Raw genomic sequence first — 15,210 nt, forward strand, 5'->3', positions numbered from 1 at the left:
ACCTCTCGGTGTTTGACGGACCGGGTTCCGGATAATGATCGTCCTGTTGTCAGTGTGGCCCGGTACGCTCGAAAGCACGATGACAGACGACCTCTCCCCGGCCGAACGGTACGCGGCTGCCCGCAGGCGCGCTGCCGACCAGGCCACCGCGCTCGCCTCGTTCCGCGAGATGTACGACTTCGGCCTCGACCCCTTCCAGATCGAGGCCTGTCGGGCGCTCGAATCCGGCAAGGGCGTACTGGTCGCCGCTCCCACCGGCTCCGGCAAGACGATCGTGGGCGAGTTCGCCGTCCACCTCGCCCTGCAGCAGGGCAAGAAGTGCTTCTACACGACACCCATCAAGGCCCTGTCGAACCAGAAGTACGCCGACCTCTGCCGCCGTTACGGCACCGACAAGGTCGGCCTGCTCACCGGCGACAACAGCGTCAACTCCGAGGCGCCGGTGGTCGTGATGACCACCGAGGTGCTGCGGAACATGCTGTACGCGGGCTCGCAGACCCTCCTCGGCCTCGGCCACGTCGTCATGGACGAGGTGCACTACCTCTCCGACCGCTTCCGGGGCGCCGTATGGGAAGAGGTGATCATTCACCTCCCCGAGTCGGTCACGCTCGTCTCGCTGTCGGCGACGGTCTCCAACGCCGAGGAGTTCGGCGACTGGCTCGACACCGTCCGCGGCGACACCGAGGTGATCGTCTCCGAGCACCGGCCCGTGCCGCTGTTCCAGCACGTGCTCGCCGGGCGGCGGATGTACGACCTGTTCGAGGAGGGCGAGGGCAGCAAGAAGGCCGTCAACCCCGACCTCACCCGCCTTGCCCGGATGGAGGCCCAGCGGCCCTCGTACCAGGACCGCAGACGCGGCCGCGCGATGCGGGAGGCCGACCGTGAGCGGGAGCGCAGACAGCGCTCGCGGGTGTGGACCCCCGGCCGCCCCGAGGTCATCGAGCGGCTGGACGCCGAGGGCCTGCTGCCCGCCATCACCTTCATCTTCAGCCGCGCCGCCTGCGAGGCCGCCGTACAGCAGTGTCTGTACGCGGGTCTGCGGCTCAACGACGACGAGGCGCGGGGGAGGGTGCGTGCCCTCGTCGAGGAGCGGACGGCGTCCATCCCCAGGGAGGACCTGCACGTCCTCGGCTACTACGAGTGGCTCGAGGGCCTGGAGCGCGGTATCGCCGCCCACCACGCGGGCATGCTGCCGACGTTCAAGGAGGTCGTCGAGGAGCTCTTCGTGCGCGGCCTGGTCAAGGCCGTGTTCGCGACCGAGACACTGGCGCTGGGCATCAACATGCCCGCGCGCTCGGTGGTGTTGGAGAAGCTCGTCAAGTGGAACGGCGAGCAGCACGCCGACATCACCCCGGGCGAGTACACCCAGCTGACGGGCCGTGCCGGCCGGCGCGGCATCGATGTCGAGGGCCATGCCGTGGTGCTGTGGCAGCGCGGGATGAGCCCGGAGCACCTGGCCGGACTGGCCGGCACGCGTACGTACCCGCTGCGCTCCAGCTTCAAGCCGTCGTACAACATGGCGGTGAACCTGGTGGAGCAGTTCGGCCGGCACCGCTCGCGCGAACTGCTCGAGACGTCCTTCGCACAGTTCCAGGCCGACAAGTCGGTCGTCGGGATCTCCCGCCAGGTGCAGCGCAATGAGGAGGGCCTCGAGGGCTACAAGGCCTCCATGACCTGCCACCTGGGCGACTTCGACGAGTACGCCCGTCTGCGGCGCGAACTCAAGGACCGGGAGAACGAGTTGGCGCGGCAGGGTGCCGTGCAGCGGCGGGCGGAGGCCGCGGTCGCGCTGGAGAAGCTCAAGCCGGGGGACGTCATCCATGTGCCGACGGGCAAGTACGCCGGTCTGGCCCTGGTGCTCGACCCGGGACTGCCGGCCGGGCGGTCGAACGGGCATCGCGGCTTCGAGCACCACGACGGCCCACGCCCGCTGGTGCTGACCGCCGAGCGGCAGGTGAAGCGACTGGCGTCGATGGACTTCCCGGTCCCCGTCGAGGCGCTGGAGCGGATGCGGATCCCCAAGTCCTTCAACCCCCGCTCGCCGCAGTCCCGTCGGGACCTCGCCTCCGCGCTGCGCACCAAGGCCGGGCACATCCCGCCGGAGCGGGCTCGCAAGAAGCGCTCGCAGGCCGCCGACGACCGCGAGATCGCACGGCTGCGCACCGCCATCCGCGCGCACCCCTGCCATGGGTGCAACGACCGCGAGGACCATGCGCGTTGGGCCGAGCGGTACCACCGGCTGCTGCGGGACACCTCGCAGCTGGAGCGGCGTATCGAGGGCCGCACGAACACGATCGCGCGGACCTTCGACCGGATCGTCGCGCTTTTGACCGAGCTGGACTATCTGCGCGGTGACGAGGCCACCGAGCACGGGAAGCGGCTGGCGCGGCTCTACGGCGAACTCGATCTGCTGGCCAGCGAGTGTCTGCGGGCCGGGGTCTGGGAAGGGCTCGCTCCCGCCGAACTCGCGGCCTGTGTCTCGGCGTTGGTGTACGAGGCGCGGGTCGGCGACGACGCGATGGCGCCCAAGCTGCCGTCCGGCAAGGCCAAGGCGGCGCTCGGCGAGATGGTGCGGATCTGGGGGCGGCTGGACGCGCTGGAGGAGGACTTCCGCATCACGCAGACCGAGGGGGTCGGACAGCGGGAGCCGGATCTCGGGTTCGCCTGGGCGGCGTACATGTGGGCCTCGGGGAAGGGCCTCGACGAGGTGCTCCGGGAGGCGGAGATGCCGGCCGGGGACTTCGTGCGGTGGTGCAAGCAGGTGATCGATGTGCTGGGGCAGATCGCCGCGGCGGCGCCCGTCTCCGGTGTGGAGGGGTCGACCGTGTCTAAGGCTGCGCGCAAGGCCGTTGATCAGTTGCTGCGGGGGGTTGTGGCGTACTCGTCCGTGGGGTGAGGGGTTCGATGGCGGGTGCGGGTTCGTCGTGGCTTGTCGCGCAGTTCCCCGCGCCCCTGAAGACTTGACCTGGGCGACTCAGTACTGATCTTCACTCGTCACGGTGAGTGGTTTTCGTATGCGCGTACGCCGTTACACGCCGTGTGCGAATGGGATCTGAGCGTATAAATGAGCCGAGGGTACTCCTCGCCGGTGTCCCGATTCAGGTGCTTGCTGAATATGACCCGGCGATGATCCGGTCGGACTAAGCTCGCCCGCAGCGCACCGAGTTGAGGTGTATTCGTGCGCTTGTTCCCCATATGTGCGACTTCCCCTCGATTCGTTTCAGAAGGCCTACATGGTGAGTGTCCAATCCCCTCCCCAGCGCCGTGAACTCCCCTATGCACGTGTGCTGTTGCTGCCCGCGATAGTGATGGCCGCGGCGACCGGAGCAGCTGCCGCGGTGGTGACCGGGCCGGCCCGGGCCGCCGTCGTCTGGTGCGGTGCCGTCGCCACGCTGCTCGTCATCGCGACGGCGGCCGAAGCGGTACGACGCGGCCGCGCCCTGCGGGCCGTACGCGAAGAGAGCCTCCGTCACACTGCGTATCTGGAACGGCGTGTGGCCGGGCACGAGCAGGACATGCACCGGCTCGCGCACGAGATCACGCCGACCGCCATCTACTACCTGCGGGGCGGGAATTCCCCCGGAGAGGTGATTCGCCAACTCGGCGACATGGACCCCTCCTACCGCGATCTGCCCGCCTCCCAGGTGGCGTTGATCAAGCGCGTGCTCGACATCGTCGACACCGAGGAAGCGATGCGGGACTCCTCGCAGCGCGCCTTCGTCAGCATCGCCCGCCGCGTCCAGGCGCTCGTCCACCAACAGGCCGTGGAACTCCGGGAGATGGAGGAGGACCACGGCCGTAACCCCGAGGTCTTCGACGACCTGCTGCGCATCGACCACGGCACCGCGCTGATCGGCCGGCTCGCCGACTCGATCTCGGTGCTCGGCGGCGGCCGCCCCGGCCGCCAGTGGCCGCAGCCCGTCCCCCTGTACAGCGTGCTGCGCGGCGCCATGTCCCGGATCCTGGAGTACCGGCGCATCTCGCTCGACAACATCGCCAAGGTCAACATCCGCGGCATCTCCGTCGAGCCGGTCATCCACGCCTGCGCCGAACTCCTCGACAACGCCACGCGCTACTCGCCCCCGCAGACCAAGGTGCACGTCACCGCCAGCGAGGTGCAGACCGGCATCGCGATCGAGATCGAGGACGCCGGCATCAGCCTCAGCGAGGAGGCCCGCGCCCGGGCCGAGGGCATGCTGGAGCGCGCCCAGGCCGGTGTCGACCTCCAGGACCTCGGCGAGTCCCCGCGCCTCGGTCTGGCCGTCGTCGGCCGCCTGTGCAAGGCGTTCGACATGCAGATCTCGCTGCGCTCCTCGGCGTACGGCGGCGTCCGCGCCGTTCTCGTCGTACCGCGCGTGATGATGACGAGCGACCCCGCGCCCGGCCTCGCCCACGGCGTCGGCGCCACCGCCGCCCCCAAGCTCGACATCGGCGGCATCGAGGGTCCCCAGCGCGCCCCCAAGCGGCGGCGTCCCACCAGCCCGCGCATCCCGGCCGGCGTGTCCATGGAGGACGAGGTCCCCGAGGTCACCGAGTGGACCGCCGGCGGTCTGCCCCAGCGACGCAGTCGCGTCAAGATCCCGCTCAGCCAGCGGCTCGCCGAACAGGCCGCCGCCGAAGAGGCCGAGCGGGAGGCCCAGGCGGCGCGGCCCTCCTGGGGGGCACCGGTGCACGAACCGGAGCCGGAGCAGAAGGAGCCCGAACCCGGGCTCTGGGTCGAGGCGTTCTGGGAGGGCCTCAAGGGCGACCCGGACCCGACCGCATTCACCCAGCCGACCAACGAGCCGGCCCGTATCGAGGCCGACGACGAGAGGGACCACAAGTGATCCAGCAGCGAGCCAACTTCGACTGGATGCTCAAGGATCTCGCTGACGGAGTACCGGGCATCGAGATGATCGTGGTGCTCTCCGCAGACGGCCTGCGCATCGCCCGCTACGGGGGAGACCCCGACGCCGCCGACCGCGTCGCCGCGGCCTGCGCGGGACTGCAGAGCCTCGCGGGCGCCGTCGCCCATGAGATCCCCGGCAGCGACGGCCGGATGAAACTGGTCATCATCGAGATCAACGGCGGCTACTTCTATCTGATGGCCGCGGGGGCCAACGCCTATCTGGCGGTGCTCTCCGACGTGGTCGCCGAACCCGGGCTGATGAGCAACCGCATGCGCGACCTCGTCGTACGCATCGGGGCCCATCTCACCAGCCCGCCCAGGCGCAACGGGCAGACCGTATGACTCCTCCCCAACGCCGACGGCGACATCCCAGTCAGGAAACCGCGGAACCTCCCCCGAAACCGGCGCCCGGAAAAGCGGGCGAGACCAAGGCCCCGGAGCGGCTCTACGTGGTCGCCGGACCCGACGGGGAGCGCGCGGACATCGACCTGGTCACGTTAATCGTGGCGCGCGCCGACCCACCGCCCTCGGCCACCCCGGAGCAGGCGGCGATGCTCCGGCTGTGCACGGCACCCATCTCGGTGGCCGAGCTCTCGGCCTATCTGAGCCTGCCGTTCAGCGTGGTGACCGTGCTGCTCACCGAACTGCTGGCGGCAGAGCTGGTGCAGGCGCGCGCCCCGATCGTCCGGCAGGCGCTCCCCGACCGTTCCCTCCTCGAAGCGGTGATGCATGGACTTCAAAGGCTCTGACACCATCCCCGGACCACGCACAGAGGATCATCTGCCGCACACGGCCCAGGCCGCGGTGAAGATCGTGATCGTGGGCGGCTTCGGAGTCGGCAAGACGACGATGGTCGGCTCGGTCAGCGAGATCAGGCCGCTGACGACCGAAGAGACCATGACCCAGGCCGGCATCGGGGTCGACGACAACTTCGGGTCCGAGACCAAGACGGCCACCACCGTGGCCATGGACTTCGGCCGCATCAGCATCACCGACCAGCTGGTGCTCTACCTCTTCGGCACCCCCGGCCAGGAGCGCTTCTGGTTCCTGTGGAACGGGCTGTTCGAGGGCGCGCTCGGCGCGGTCGTACTGATCGACACCCGCAGGCTCGAGGTCAGCTTCGACGTCATAGGGCGTCTGGAGGAGCGCGGCGTGCCCTTCGTGGTCGCCGTCAACTCCTTCCCGGACGGCCCCCGTTACCCCATCCCCGAGCTGCGCACCGCACTCGACCTGGCCGACGAGATCCCGATCATCGAGTGCGATGCGCGCCGCCGGGCCTCCAGCCGGGACGTCCTGATGACGCTGCTGCGCTTCCTGCACTCGCTGGCCAGAGCGAAGGCACGCGCATGAGCCCGCCCCGGCCGCGTCCCGCGGCAGTCCCGCGGCCGCGCCCACCCCACCCCCTTCCGCAGACCGATCCATTTCAGCTTCGGAGCGATCATCGTGACGCCTGAACCCCATTCCCCGACCGGAACGGACTCCATGGCCGGTCCGCCGCCCGGCTGCCCCGCACACGGCCTCGGCCCCGGCGGGCTGCGCCGGCTGTACGGCCCCGAGGCGGAGAACCTGTCAGCCGTGTACGAGGAGCTCCGCGACGAGCACGGCCCCGTGGCCCCCGCGCTGCTCCACGAGGACGTGCCGATCTGGGTGGTGCTCGGCCACAGCGAGAACCTGCACATGGTGAGCACCCCCACGCAGTACTGCCGTGACACCCGGCAGTGGACCGCCCTGCAGGACGGCACGATCAAGCCGGACCATCCGCTGATGCCGCTCGTCGCCTGGCAGCCCATCTGCTGTCACGCCGAGGGCGACGAGCATCTGCGGCTGCGCGGCGCGGTCACCGGTGCCATGTCGACCATCAACCACCGGGGCATCCGGCGCCACATCAACCGCTCCACCCAGCACCTCGTCAACAAGTTCTGCGAGGAGGGCCGGGCCGATCTGGTCGCCCAGTTCGCCGAGCATCTGCCGATGGCGGTGATGTGCCAGATCCTCGGCATGCCCGACGAGTACAACGACCGGATCGTGCACGCCGCCCGCGACATGCTCAAGGGCACCGAGACCTCCATCGCCAGCAACGCGTACATCATGGACGTCCTGATGCGGCTCACCGCCCGCCGCCGGGCCGAACCCGAGGACGACTTCACCAGCCATCTGATCAACCACTCGGCGCGGCTCAACGACGAGGAGGTAGGCCAGCATCTGCGCGTCATCCTGATGGCCGCGTACGAGGCGACGGCCAACCTCCTCGCCAATGTGCTGCGGCTGGTGCTCACCGACCCGGGCTTCCGCGCCCAGCTCAACGGCGGTCAGATGACGGTGCCTCAGGCGGTCGAGCAGTCGCTGTGGGACGAACCGCCGTTCAGCACCCAGCTGCCCTATGTCGCCAAGCAGGACACCGAGTTGGGCGGCCAGCGCGTCCGCAAGGGCGACGGGCTCCTGCTGGGCATCGCGCCGGGCAACGTCGACCCGCGGGTCCGCCCCGACCTGTCGGCCAACATGATGGGCAACCGCTCCCACCTCGCCTTCAGCGGCGGCCCGCACGAGTGCCCCGGCCAGGACATCGGCCGCGCCATCGCCGACGTCGGCGTCGACGCCTTGCTCAACCGTCTTCCGGACATCCAACTCGACTGCGACGAGGCCGAGTTGCGCTGGCGTACGTCCATTCTGAACCGGCACCTGGTGGAGCTGCCGGTCCGCTTCGAACCGAGGCCCAAGCAGGATGTGACGGCGAAGCCCGGGCACCTCTCCGTCCCGGCGCAGCGCACCGACTGGCAGGTCGGCATCGGGCAGCCCGAGCCGGCCGCTCCCGTCCCGAGCCCCCAGCCGTCGGCTCCGCCGCAGGCCGCACCGGTGCCCGCGGAACCGGCCCGCCCCATGGGCGCATGGCGCCGGTTCCTGCGCTGGTGGCGCGGTTACTGACCGGGCCGCGGTCGCCGACCGGCCCGCGTGGCCGTCTCCGGTCGGTGGACTCCGGTGCCTGCTGCGCCTGTTGGAGCGGGTGCCGGAGTCAGACGGCGGCCATACGGTAGCGATCGGTGGACTCGTGCCAGTGGTACGAGCCCGCCGCCCAGCCCTGGATGGCCCGGGCGTGCCGCAGCACGGCGTGCCGGGTGTCGTGATCCACGCGCAGATCGCGCAGTGCTTGGGGGAGATCGGTCCTGACCGTTTCGTCGAGCGTCCTGACCCGGCCCGTCAGAATGCGGTCGACGAGCGAGACCGCCTCGTGCAGCGGTATGTCGTACAGTTCCTGCGCCACGTGCACGATGTTGTTCGCGGCGGCCCCTTCGCGGACCTCCTTGGGGTAGGACACGATGTCGTTGTGCAGATCGACCGTGTCCCGGAACGAGTTGATCAGCACGCCGAAGGGCCGGGTCGCGCGAATCTCCTCGGTCATCTCCCAGCCGAACGAGTGCTCCATCAACAGGGCACTGCACCCGGCCGCCCCGTAATCGCGGCGCATCTGGGTCTGTTCTATGAGATCGGGGTATCGGTGGCGCGTGAGATTGTCCACCTCCCACAGCGACGCTTCCAGGAACTGCCGTACGGATGTGGTGTACAGGGCCCGCCATGAGCGCGATGCCGATGGGGCGGTGCGGTGCCACAGGTCCAACAGCGCCCGCTCCAGCGGATGCTGCGGAGCCGGGCCCGAGCCGTAGGCCGTCACCGGCAGGAAGGACATCAGCCGCTCGATGCGCTCCAGGATCCGGGAGCGGTGGCCGAGCGCCTCGCACCAGGGGAGGAAGACGTCGTCGAGGCACCAGATGACGCTGTGCCAGCTGGACAGCAGCTCCAGCTCCTCGGCGGAGGCGTGGGGGTAGGTCAGCGCGGTGAACAGGGTGAAGTCCGCCCGGTCGAAGACCTCGGCGCTCCAGCCGCCGTGGAGCGAGTCGGTGTGCTGCGGCTCCAGCAGGCCGAGCGACCATGCCCAGGCACGGACGCGTGGCCGGACATCCTCCAAGTGCGGGTTCACCGTGGCCTTGAACGGCATGTAGAACGCGGGAAGTTGGAAGGTGTCCAACACGGTTGCCTCCTGAGTGGTGACGGTGTCCTTCTGCACCGCACGAACAGGCCTGCCGACGGAACCGGTCGAACAAAACTGGCCAACTTGTGCCGAGCGCCGAATTGCACAGGTCCATGGAGGGGGGATTCGCACAGGGCGCTTTCCATGAGCCACGAGAAGGGGCACTGGGTCTTATCCGCTGTTCCGAGCAGCCATGACGGCGGTCTGAATGGGAATTTCCGGTGTTACCTCGGAATACGACCCCGCCCCGCATTTCCGGCGAGTTGTTCGTTCTTATCTGATGGCGCGCTGCATAACTGACGCGATAAGAGACGCGGACGGTGGTCCGAGGTTGCTACCGCGAACCCAACACGACGTGATGCCATGGTCCGAGCCTCCGCAAGAACGTCCTACTTCTGGCTGTACTCCCCAGCGTGCGGGCGACTCCGGTGTCCGTGAAGGAGCGTAGGAGGAGCGTACGACGGCACACGAGGGGCGCACTTGGTTGAAATGTTGTCATGCGTGGCATCGATCCGAAAGGGTTGGTTCTGATTCGTTCACGGCTGTGCGTGTGAACTGATGGGAATTGAGCGGCACTTGTCATCGCGTGAGCCATAAGCGGGGCCGGTCATTCCGCTGCAGGGGCGGACAATGGTCGGACTTGTTCGGTCAGCGACCGGCCCAGTCGTCGTAGGAGGTCCAGGCTTCCAGGGTGCGGCCGCTTCGGAACCGGTGCTGTGCACCCGTGACCGGATCGGTGAACGCCAGTGTGCGCGCCAGCAGTTGCAGCGGGCGCCGGAAATCGCCGGCCGGCACCGCGTCGGTCACCACGGGGTAGAGCGGATCGCCGAGGATGGGCGTGCCGAGCCTGTTCATATGGACACGCAGCTGATGGGTCTGCCCGGTGCTCGGCACGAGCCGGTACCGGCCGAGACCGTCCGCGCGGTGCTCGGCGAGCTCGATGCGGCTGACCGCGTTCGGCTCGCCCTCCACCTCGTAGGCGGCGAGCACGCCACGGACCTTCACGATCCGGCTGCGCAGGGTCCGCGGAAGGTCGAGTCCGGGTGCGTGCCGAGCGATCGCCTCGTACTCCTTGTGGACCAGCTTGTCGCGGAACAGCGACTGGTAGGCGCCGCGCTCCTCGGGCCGCACGGTGAACAGCACCAGCCCGGCGGTGAGCCGGTCCAGCCGGTGCGCGGCGCCCAGGGCCGGGATGTCCAGCTCCCGGCGCAGCCGCGCGAGGACGGTCTCGGTGACATGGCTGCCGCGCGGGGTGGTGGCCAGGAAGTGCGGCTTGTCGACGACGACGATGTGCTCGTCGCGGTGCACGACCTCCAGCGGGAACGGCACCGGGATCTCGTCCGGCAGTTCGCGGTGGAACCAGACGAACATGCCGGGCTCGTACGCCGCGTCGGGCGCGACGGCCCGTCCGTCGGGCCCCACGATCCGGCCGGCGTCGAACATCGCGTCGACGACGCCGGATCCCGCCGCGCTCAGCCGCTCCACCAGATAGTCCCGTGCGGTGGTCCAGCTGCCGGCGGGGAAGCGCACCCGCACCGGATCGACCCCCTGCCGCTGCGGCAGGGGGGACGGGGGGACGCGCTGCTTTCGACTCATCGCGATCAAGGGTACGGCGCCGGAAGACCCGGAGACCTTGCGCTCCGCGCGCGAACGCGATACATCGTGTGTATTGACGGTCGCCGATGAGTCGCGATATGTTCGGCCACGGATATTCGTAGACGAGGCCACGGGCGAAGCGAATGAGGTGACCGTCATGGCGATGAAGCGCCGCAAGCTCAGCAACCCGCTGGCACTCGCCGTGCTGGTCACGCTCTGGCAGAAGCCGATGCATCCGTACGAGATCGCCCAGACCCTGCGCAGACAGGGGAAGGACGTCAGCACGAAGATCAACTACGGCTCGCTCTACACGGTCGTGCAGAACCTTCAGAAGCACGGCTTCGTTGAGGTCGCCGACGTCGAACGCCAGGGCAACCGGCCCGAGCGCACGGTCTACGGGCTCACCGAGGCGGGCCGGGAGGAGATGGCCGACTGGCTCTCCGATCTGCTGGCCGTCCCGGCGAAGGAGTTCCCGATCTTCGAGACCGCGCTGTCGCTGATCGGCGCCCTGCCGCCCGACGAGGTGGTGCGGTTGCTCCAGGAGCGGCTGCAGAGCCTCGAGGTGGAGGTGGCGAGCGGACGCGCGGCGCTGGCGAAGCTGTGCGAGACGCTGCCGCGGCTCTTCCTCGTCGAGGTCGAGTACCAGCTGCACATGGTCGAGGCGCAGGCACAGTGGGTCCGCGGTTTCCTGGCGGAGATCGAGAAGGGCACGCTGCCGGGCGTCGACGCGTGGCGCCACTTCCACGAAACGGGGGAGCTGCCACCGGAGTTCACCTGACGCAAAGGACCCCGGCCGGGCTGTTGCAGCAGCGTGGCCGGGGTCCCGAACCCCGAGCTGAGTCCGCCGTGCGGCGGCGCCAGGCGATCGAGGTGCGGCACACCCAGGATAGCCCGGCGCTCCCGGCGCGGACGGATCAGCTGTCATCCGCTGTCATCCGCTCATCAGGAGAGCTGTCGTCATGACTACCACCCGTGCGCCCGCCGTGGAGGCGCGCCAGCTGATCAAGACCTACGCCGGTGACGTCACCGCCCTGCGCGGCATGGACGTCACCGTCGAGCCGGGCACCGTCTTCGGGCTCCTCGGGCCCAACGGCGCCGGCAAGTCCACCACCGTCAAGATCCTCACCACCCTGGCGAGGCCCGACTCGGGCTCGGCGACCGTCGCCGGACACGATGTGCTGCGCCACCCCGACCGGGTGCGCCGCGCGATCGGCGTGGTCGCCCAGAGCTCCGGCGCCGACCCGGTCGCCACCGGCCACGAGAACCTCCAACTGCAGGGCAGGCTCTACGGGTTGAAGGGCGCCGACCTGAGCAGGCGGGTGGCCGAGCTGCTCGACCGGTTCAACCTCGCCGACGCGGCGAAGCGGCCCGTCAAGGGCTACTCCGGCGGCATGCGGCGCCGCCTCGACGTCGCCCTCGGCCTGGTGCACCGGCCCGAGGTGCTCTTCCTCGACGAGCCCACCACCGGTCTCGACCCCGAGGCCCGTACGGCCATGTGGGACGAGATCGACCGGCTGGCGGGCGAGGAGGGCCTGACCATCCTGCTCACCACGCACTATCTCGACGAGGCCGACCGGCTCGCCGAGCGCATCGCCATCGTCGACCGCGGACGGGTCGTCGTCGAGGGCACGCCCGACGCGCTCAAGGGCGAACTGCGGGGCGACGCCGTCCATCTGGAGCTCAGTCAGGCGGTCGGCGAGGCCGGCCGTACGCTCCTCGAAGGCGCCATCGGCCGGCTGACCGGCCTGCACGAGGTACTGGTCGACGGGCGCCGCGTCAGCGTCCGCGCCGACGACGGGGCGGCCGCCGTACCCGCGCTGCTCGGGGCCCTGGACCGGGCCGGGGTCGGCGTCGCCGCCGCGACCGTCGCCCGGCCCTCCCTCGACGACGTCTACCTCCGCTATGCCGGCCGCCGTTACTCCGAGGCCGACACCCAATCGACCGACGGCCTCGTCCTCGCCGGAGGTGCGCGATGAGCACGGCGATCTCCCAGACCTGGTACATGACCCAGCGTCAGCTGATGGTGTTCACCCGGCAGCCGGCGTACGCGATCATCACGCTGATCCAGCCGGTGATCTGGCTGTTCCTGTTCGGCAACCTCTTCAAGAAGGTCGTCGAGCTGGGCGGCTTCGGGACGACCAGCTATCTCGACTACCTGGTCCCCGGCGTGGTGGTGATGAGCGCGCTCAGCTCCAACATGTGGGCCGGCATGGGCACATTGGAGGAGATCCAGCGCGGCACGCTCGACCGGTTCCTGACCACCCCGGTCAGCAGGGCCGCGCTGATGAACGGCAATGTCGTCAACAACGGCCTGGTCACCGCGTTCCAGTCGGTCGTGATCGTGCTGCTCGCGCTCGCGGGCGGCGCCGACTACCCGGGCGGCATCGTCGGCATCGCCGTCCTGGTCCTCGCCTCCGTGCTGCTCGGCACGGTCTTCGGGGCGCTGTCCAACGCGCTGGGCATGCTGGTGCAGGAACGCGAGTCGATCATCGGCATCAACACCTTCCTGCTGCTGCCGCTGACGTTCCTGTCGAGCGCCTTCATGGCGCCCTCGCAGATGCCCGGCTGGATGCGGCACATCGCCGACTTCAACCCGCTCAACTGGGCGATGATCGCGGGCCGTTCGGCCATGTCCGAGAACCCCGACTGGGGTGATGTGTTCAGCCGCGGCGGCGCGCTGCTGGTGCTGGCGGTGGCGGCCGTGTGGCTGTCGATCCGTACGTTCCGGTCGTACCAGCGCAAGGTCTGAGCACGCCGAAGGGGTGGCACCTCGCCGAGGTGCCACCCCTTCAAGACGGCGCTCACGCGGCCGGCGCCGCGCCCTCCTGCTCCTGCTCGATGCGCGCGTTCCACTCCCGCTTGGAGGCCTGCCAGCCGTCCTCGTTGTGCCCGAGCCGCCAGTAACCGGAGATCGACAGGTCCTCGCGCGGGATCTGCAGCTCGACGCGCAGCAGTTGCCGCAGCTCCTTCACGAAGTGCGCCTCGCCGTGCACGAACGCGTGCAGCCGGCCCTCGGGGAACTCCAGCGCCCGCACGGCCTCGCACAGCAGCTCGCCGACCGGCCGCTCGCCGCGGTGCAGCCAGACGACCTCCACATCGGAGTCGATCTTCTGCTCCTCGCCGGGGCCGGAGACCTCGACGAAGGCATGCGCCCTGCAACCGTCGGGCAGCGACTCCAGGGAGCGCGCGATCGCGGGCAGTGCGCTCTCGTCGCCGACCAGCAGATGCCAGTCCGCGTCCACATCGGGGGCGTAGGCGCCGCCGGGGCCCATGAACCGGACGGTCTCGCCCGGCTGGACGCGCGCCGCCCACGGGCCGGCCAGGCCCTCGTCGCCGTGGACCACGAAGTCCAGCGTCATCTCCAGGGACTCCGCATCCCAGGCGCGCACGGTGTAGGTCCGCGTCACCGGCCACTGCTCACGCGGCAGTTCCTCGCGGATGCGCTCCATGTCGAAGGGCTCCGGATAGGTGACGCCCTCGGCGGGCGGGAACAGCAGCTTCACATAGTGGTCGGTGCAGGCGTCGGCCGCGAAGTCGGCCAGCCCCTCGCCTCCGAGGACCACGCGCTGCATGTGCGGGGTCAGCCGCTCGGTGCGGACGACCTGCGCGGACCGCGCCCTCCGCGGCTTGCGGGCCGGACGTTCTGCCATGGCGACCTCCCCTGCTCCCTTGCGCTTAGGCTTACCTAAGTTAGCACCTCTCATGCTGCCACCACGTTATCGGCGGCCACACTGCACGAAACGGCGACATTGTTCACGCGCCGAGCGTGGTCAGCAGGCGCTGCAGCGACCCGCCCAGACCCCACCGCGCCGCCAGCTCCTCCAGGGCCGCCGGATCGCGCGGGGCGTGCGGCAGGGCCGTGTCGACGTCCGGCAGCGGGACGTCGTCCGCGACCTTGACGACCTTCGGCGCGACCGCCACGTACGGCCGCGACTCCTCCAGCCGCTTGCGCTGCGACGGCGTGAGCTTCGCCTTCGGGTCCTCGACCGCGGCCATGATCCCGGCCAGGTCCCCGAACTCGGCGAGCAGCTTCGCGGCCGTCTTCTCGCCGATGCCGGGCACGCCCGGCAGGCCGTCGCTCGGGTCGCCGCGCAGCAGCGCCAGATCCGCGTACCCCTTGCCGTCGACCCCATACTTCTCGCGCAGCCAGGCCTCGTCGGTGAGCTGCAGCGTGCCGACGCCCTTGAGGGGATAGAGCACGCGCACCCCGCGCGCGTCGTCCACGAGCTGATACAGGTCGCGGTCGCCGGTGACGATGTCGACCGGGCCCTTGGCGCGGGCCGTGAACGTGCCGATCACGTCGTCCGCCTCGTAGGGCTCCACGCCCACACGTGCGATGCCCAGGGCGTCGAGGACGGCCTCGATGACGGGCACCTGCGGGGAGAGCGTGTCGGGCACCTCCTCCTCGTCCGGGCCCGCCGCGTGCTCCTCGGCGACGCGATGCGCCTTGTACGACGGAATGAGGTCGACCCGCCACTGGGGGCGCCAGTCGGCGTCCATGCAGGCCACCAGGAGGTCGGGACGGTGGTCCCTGACCAGGCGGTCGATGAATTCCAGCAGCCCGCGCACGGCGTTCACCGGGGTGCCGTCCGGTGCCTTCACGGACTCCGGGACGCCGAAGTAGGCGCGGAAGTAGAGCGAGGCGGTGTCGAGGAGCATCAGTCGTCCGGTCACGTCTCGCATCATGCCGTACGCCACCGAC

Annotated in this window: 13 protein-coding genes; 9 read left to right on the top strand and 4 right to left on the bottom strand. The window is 69.7% G+C overall.

Features of this window, described 5'->3' with window-relative positions; all coding sequences use genetic code 11:
• Window positions 1-34 precede the first annotated feature (34 nt).
• The 6 genes from MQN93_RS28970 (at window position 35) to MQN93_RS28995 (ending at window position 7,810) form a co-directional block, all read left to right on the top strand.
• On the top strand, window positions 35-2,896 hold the full coding sequence (locus MQN93_RS28970) for a DEAD/DEAH box helicase (RefSeq protein WP_242711876.1): 2,862 nt from the start codon (window positions 35-37) through the stop codon (window positions 2,894-2,896).
• A 337-nt stretch (window positions 2,897-3,233) separates the two neighbouring features.
• Window positions 3,234-4,826 carry a sensor histidine kinase gene (locus MQN93_RS28975; RefSeq protein WP_016434375.1) on the top strand — a complete coding sequence of 531 codons (1,593 nt, stop codon included), beginning with the start codon at window positions 3,234-3,236 and terminating at the stop codon, window positions 4,824-4,826.
• The gene (locus tag MQN93_RS28980) at window positions 4,823-5,230 is read left to right on the top strand and encodes a roadblock/LC7 domain-containing protein (RefSeq protein WP_016434374.1); all 408 of its coding nucleotides are present in this window, start codon (window positions 4,823-4,825) and stop codon (window positions 5,228-5,230) included. The genes MQN93_RS28975 and MQN93_RS28980 overlap by 4 nt, the downstream gene beginning before the upstream one ends.
• Window positions 5,227-5,637, top strand: coding sequence for a DUF742 domain-containing protein (locus MQN93_RS28985; RefSeq protein ID WP_242711877.1), 411 nt, complete (start codon window positions 5,227-5,229; stop codon window positions 5,635-5,637). Before MQN93_RS28980 ends, MQN93_RS28985 begins: the two co-directional genes overlap by 4 nt.
• Window positions 5,618-6,238 carry a GTP-binding protein gene (locus MQN93_RS28990; protein WP_016434372.1) on the top strand — a complete coding sequence of 207 codons (621 nt, stop codon included), beginning with the start codon at window positions 5,618-5,620 and terminating at the stop codon, window positions 6,236-6,238. The genes MQN93_RS28985 and MQN93_RS28990 overlap by 20 nt, the downstream gene beginning before the upstream one ends.
• 132 nt (window positions 6,239-6,370) lie before the next feature.
• Window positions 6,371-7,810 (top strand): cytochrome P450, encoded by a 1,440-nt coding sequence (locus MQN93_RS28995; protein WP_242711878.1) that lies wholly within the window; start codon window positions 6,371-6,373, stop codon window positions 7,808-7,810.
• A gap of 88 nt (window positions 7,811-7,898) precedes the next feature.
• On the opposite strand, the gene MQN93_RS29000 is transcribed toward MQN93_RS28995, so the two are convergent.
• Window positions 7,899-8,912: a terpene synthase family protein gene (locus MQN93_RS29000; RefSeq protein WP_242711879.1), complete on the bottom strand. Its 1,014-nt coding sequence runs from the start codon at window positions 8,910-8,912 to the stop codon at window positions 7,899-7,901.
• Between the two features lie 648 nt (window positions 8,913-9,560).
• Window positions 9,561-10,508: an RluA family pseudouridine synthase gene (locus tag MQN93_RS29005; RefSeq protein ID WP_242711880.1), complete on the bottom strand. Its 948-nt coding sequence runs from the start codon at window positions 10,506-10,508 to the stop codon at window positions 9,561-9,563.
• Between the two features lie 157 nt (window positions 10,509-10,665).
• On the opposite strand from MQN93_RS29005, the gene MQN93_RS29010 reads away from it, so the two are divergent.
• The 3 genes from MQN93_RS29010 to MQN93_RS29020 all read left to right on the top strand — a co-directional run bounded on the left by MQN93_RS29010 (window position 10,666) and on the right by MQN93_RS29020 (window position 13,257).
• A complete protein-coding gene (locus MQN93_RS29010) occupies window positions 10,666-11,286 on the top strand; it encodes a PadR family transcriptional regulator (RefSeq protein WP_016434368.1) in 621 nt (206 codons plus the stop codon).
• Between the two features lie 181 nt (window positions 11,287-11,467).
• On the top strand, window positions 11,468-12,484 hold the full coding sequence (locus MQN93_RS29015; RefSeq protein ID WP_016434367.1) for a daunorubicin resistance protein DrrA family ABC transporter ATP-binding protein: 1,017 nt from the start codon (window positions 11,468-11,470) through the stop codon (window positions 12,482-12,484).
• Window positions 12,481-13,257 carry an ABC transporter permease gene (locus MQN93_RS29020; RefSeq protein WP_242711881.1) on the top strand — a complete coding sequence of 259 codons (777 nt, stop codon included), beginning with the start codon at window positions 12,481-12,483 and terminating at the stop codon, window positions 13,255-13,257. Before MQN93_RS29015 ends, MQN93_RS29020 begins: the two co-directional genes overlap by 4 nt.
• 52 nt (window positions 13,258-13,309) lie before the next feature.
• On the opposite strand, the gene MQN93_RS29025 is transcribed toward MQN93_RS29020, so the two are convergent.
• Both MQN93_RS29025 and MQN93_RS29030 read right to left on the bottom strand, forming a co-directional pair.
• Window positions 13,310-14,158, bottom strand: a complete 849-nt coding sequence (locus MQN93_RS29025; protein ID WP_242711882.1) for a siderophore-interacting protein — start codon at window positions 14,156-14,158, stop codon at window positions 13,310-13,312.
• Window positions 14,159-14,261: 103 nt separating this feature from the next.
• The gene (locus tag MQN93_RS29030) at window positions 14,262-15,191 is read right to left on the bottom strand and encodes a 5'-3' exonuclease (protein WP_242711895.1); all 930 of its coding nucleotides are present in this window, start codon (window positions 15,189-15,191) and stop codon (window positions 14,262-14,264) included.
• Window positions 15,192-15,210: the final 19 nt, after the last annotated feature.

Origin of the sequence: Streptomyces spinosisporus, assembly GCF_022698145.1 — a bacterium.
Taxonomy (GTDB): domain Bacteria; phylum Actinomycetota; class Actinomycetes; order Streptomycetales; family Streptomycetaceae; genus Streptomyces; species Streptomyces spinosisporus.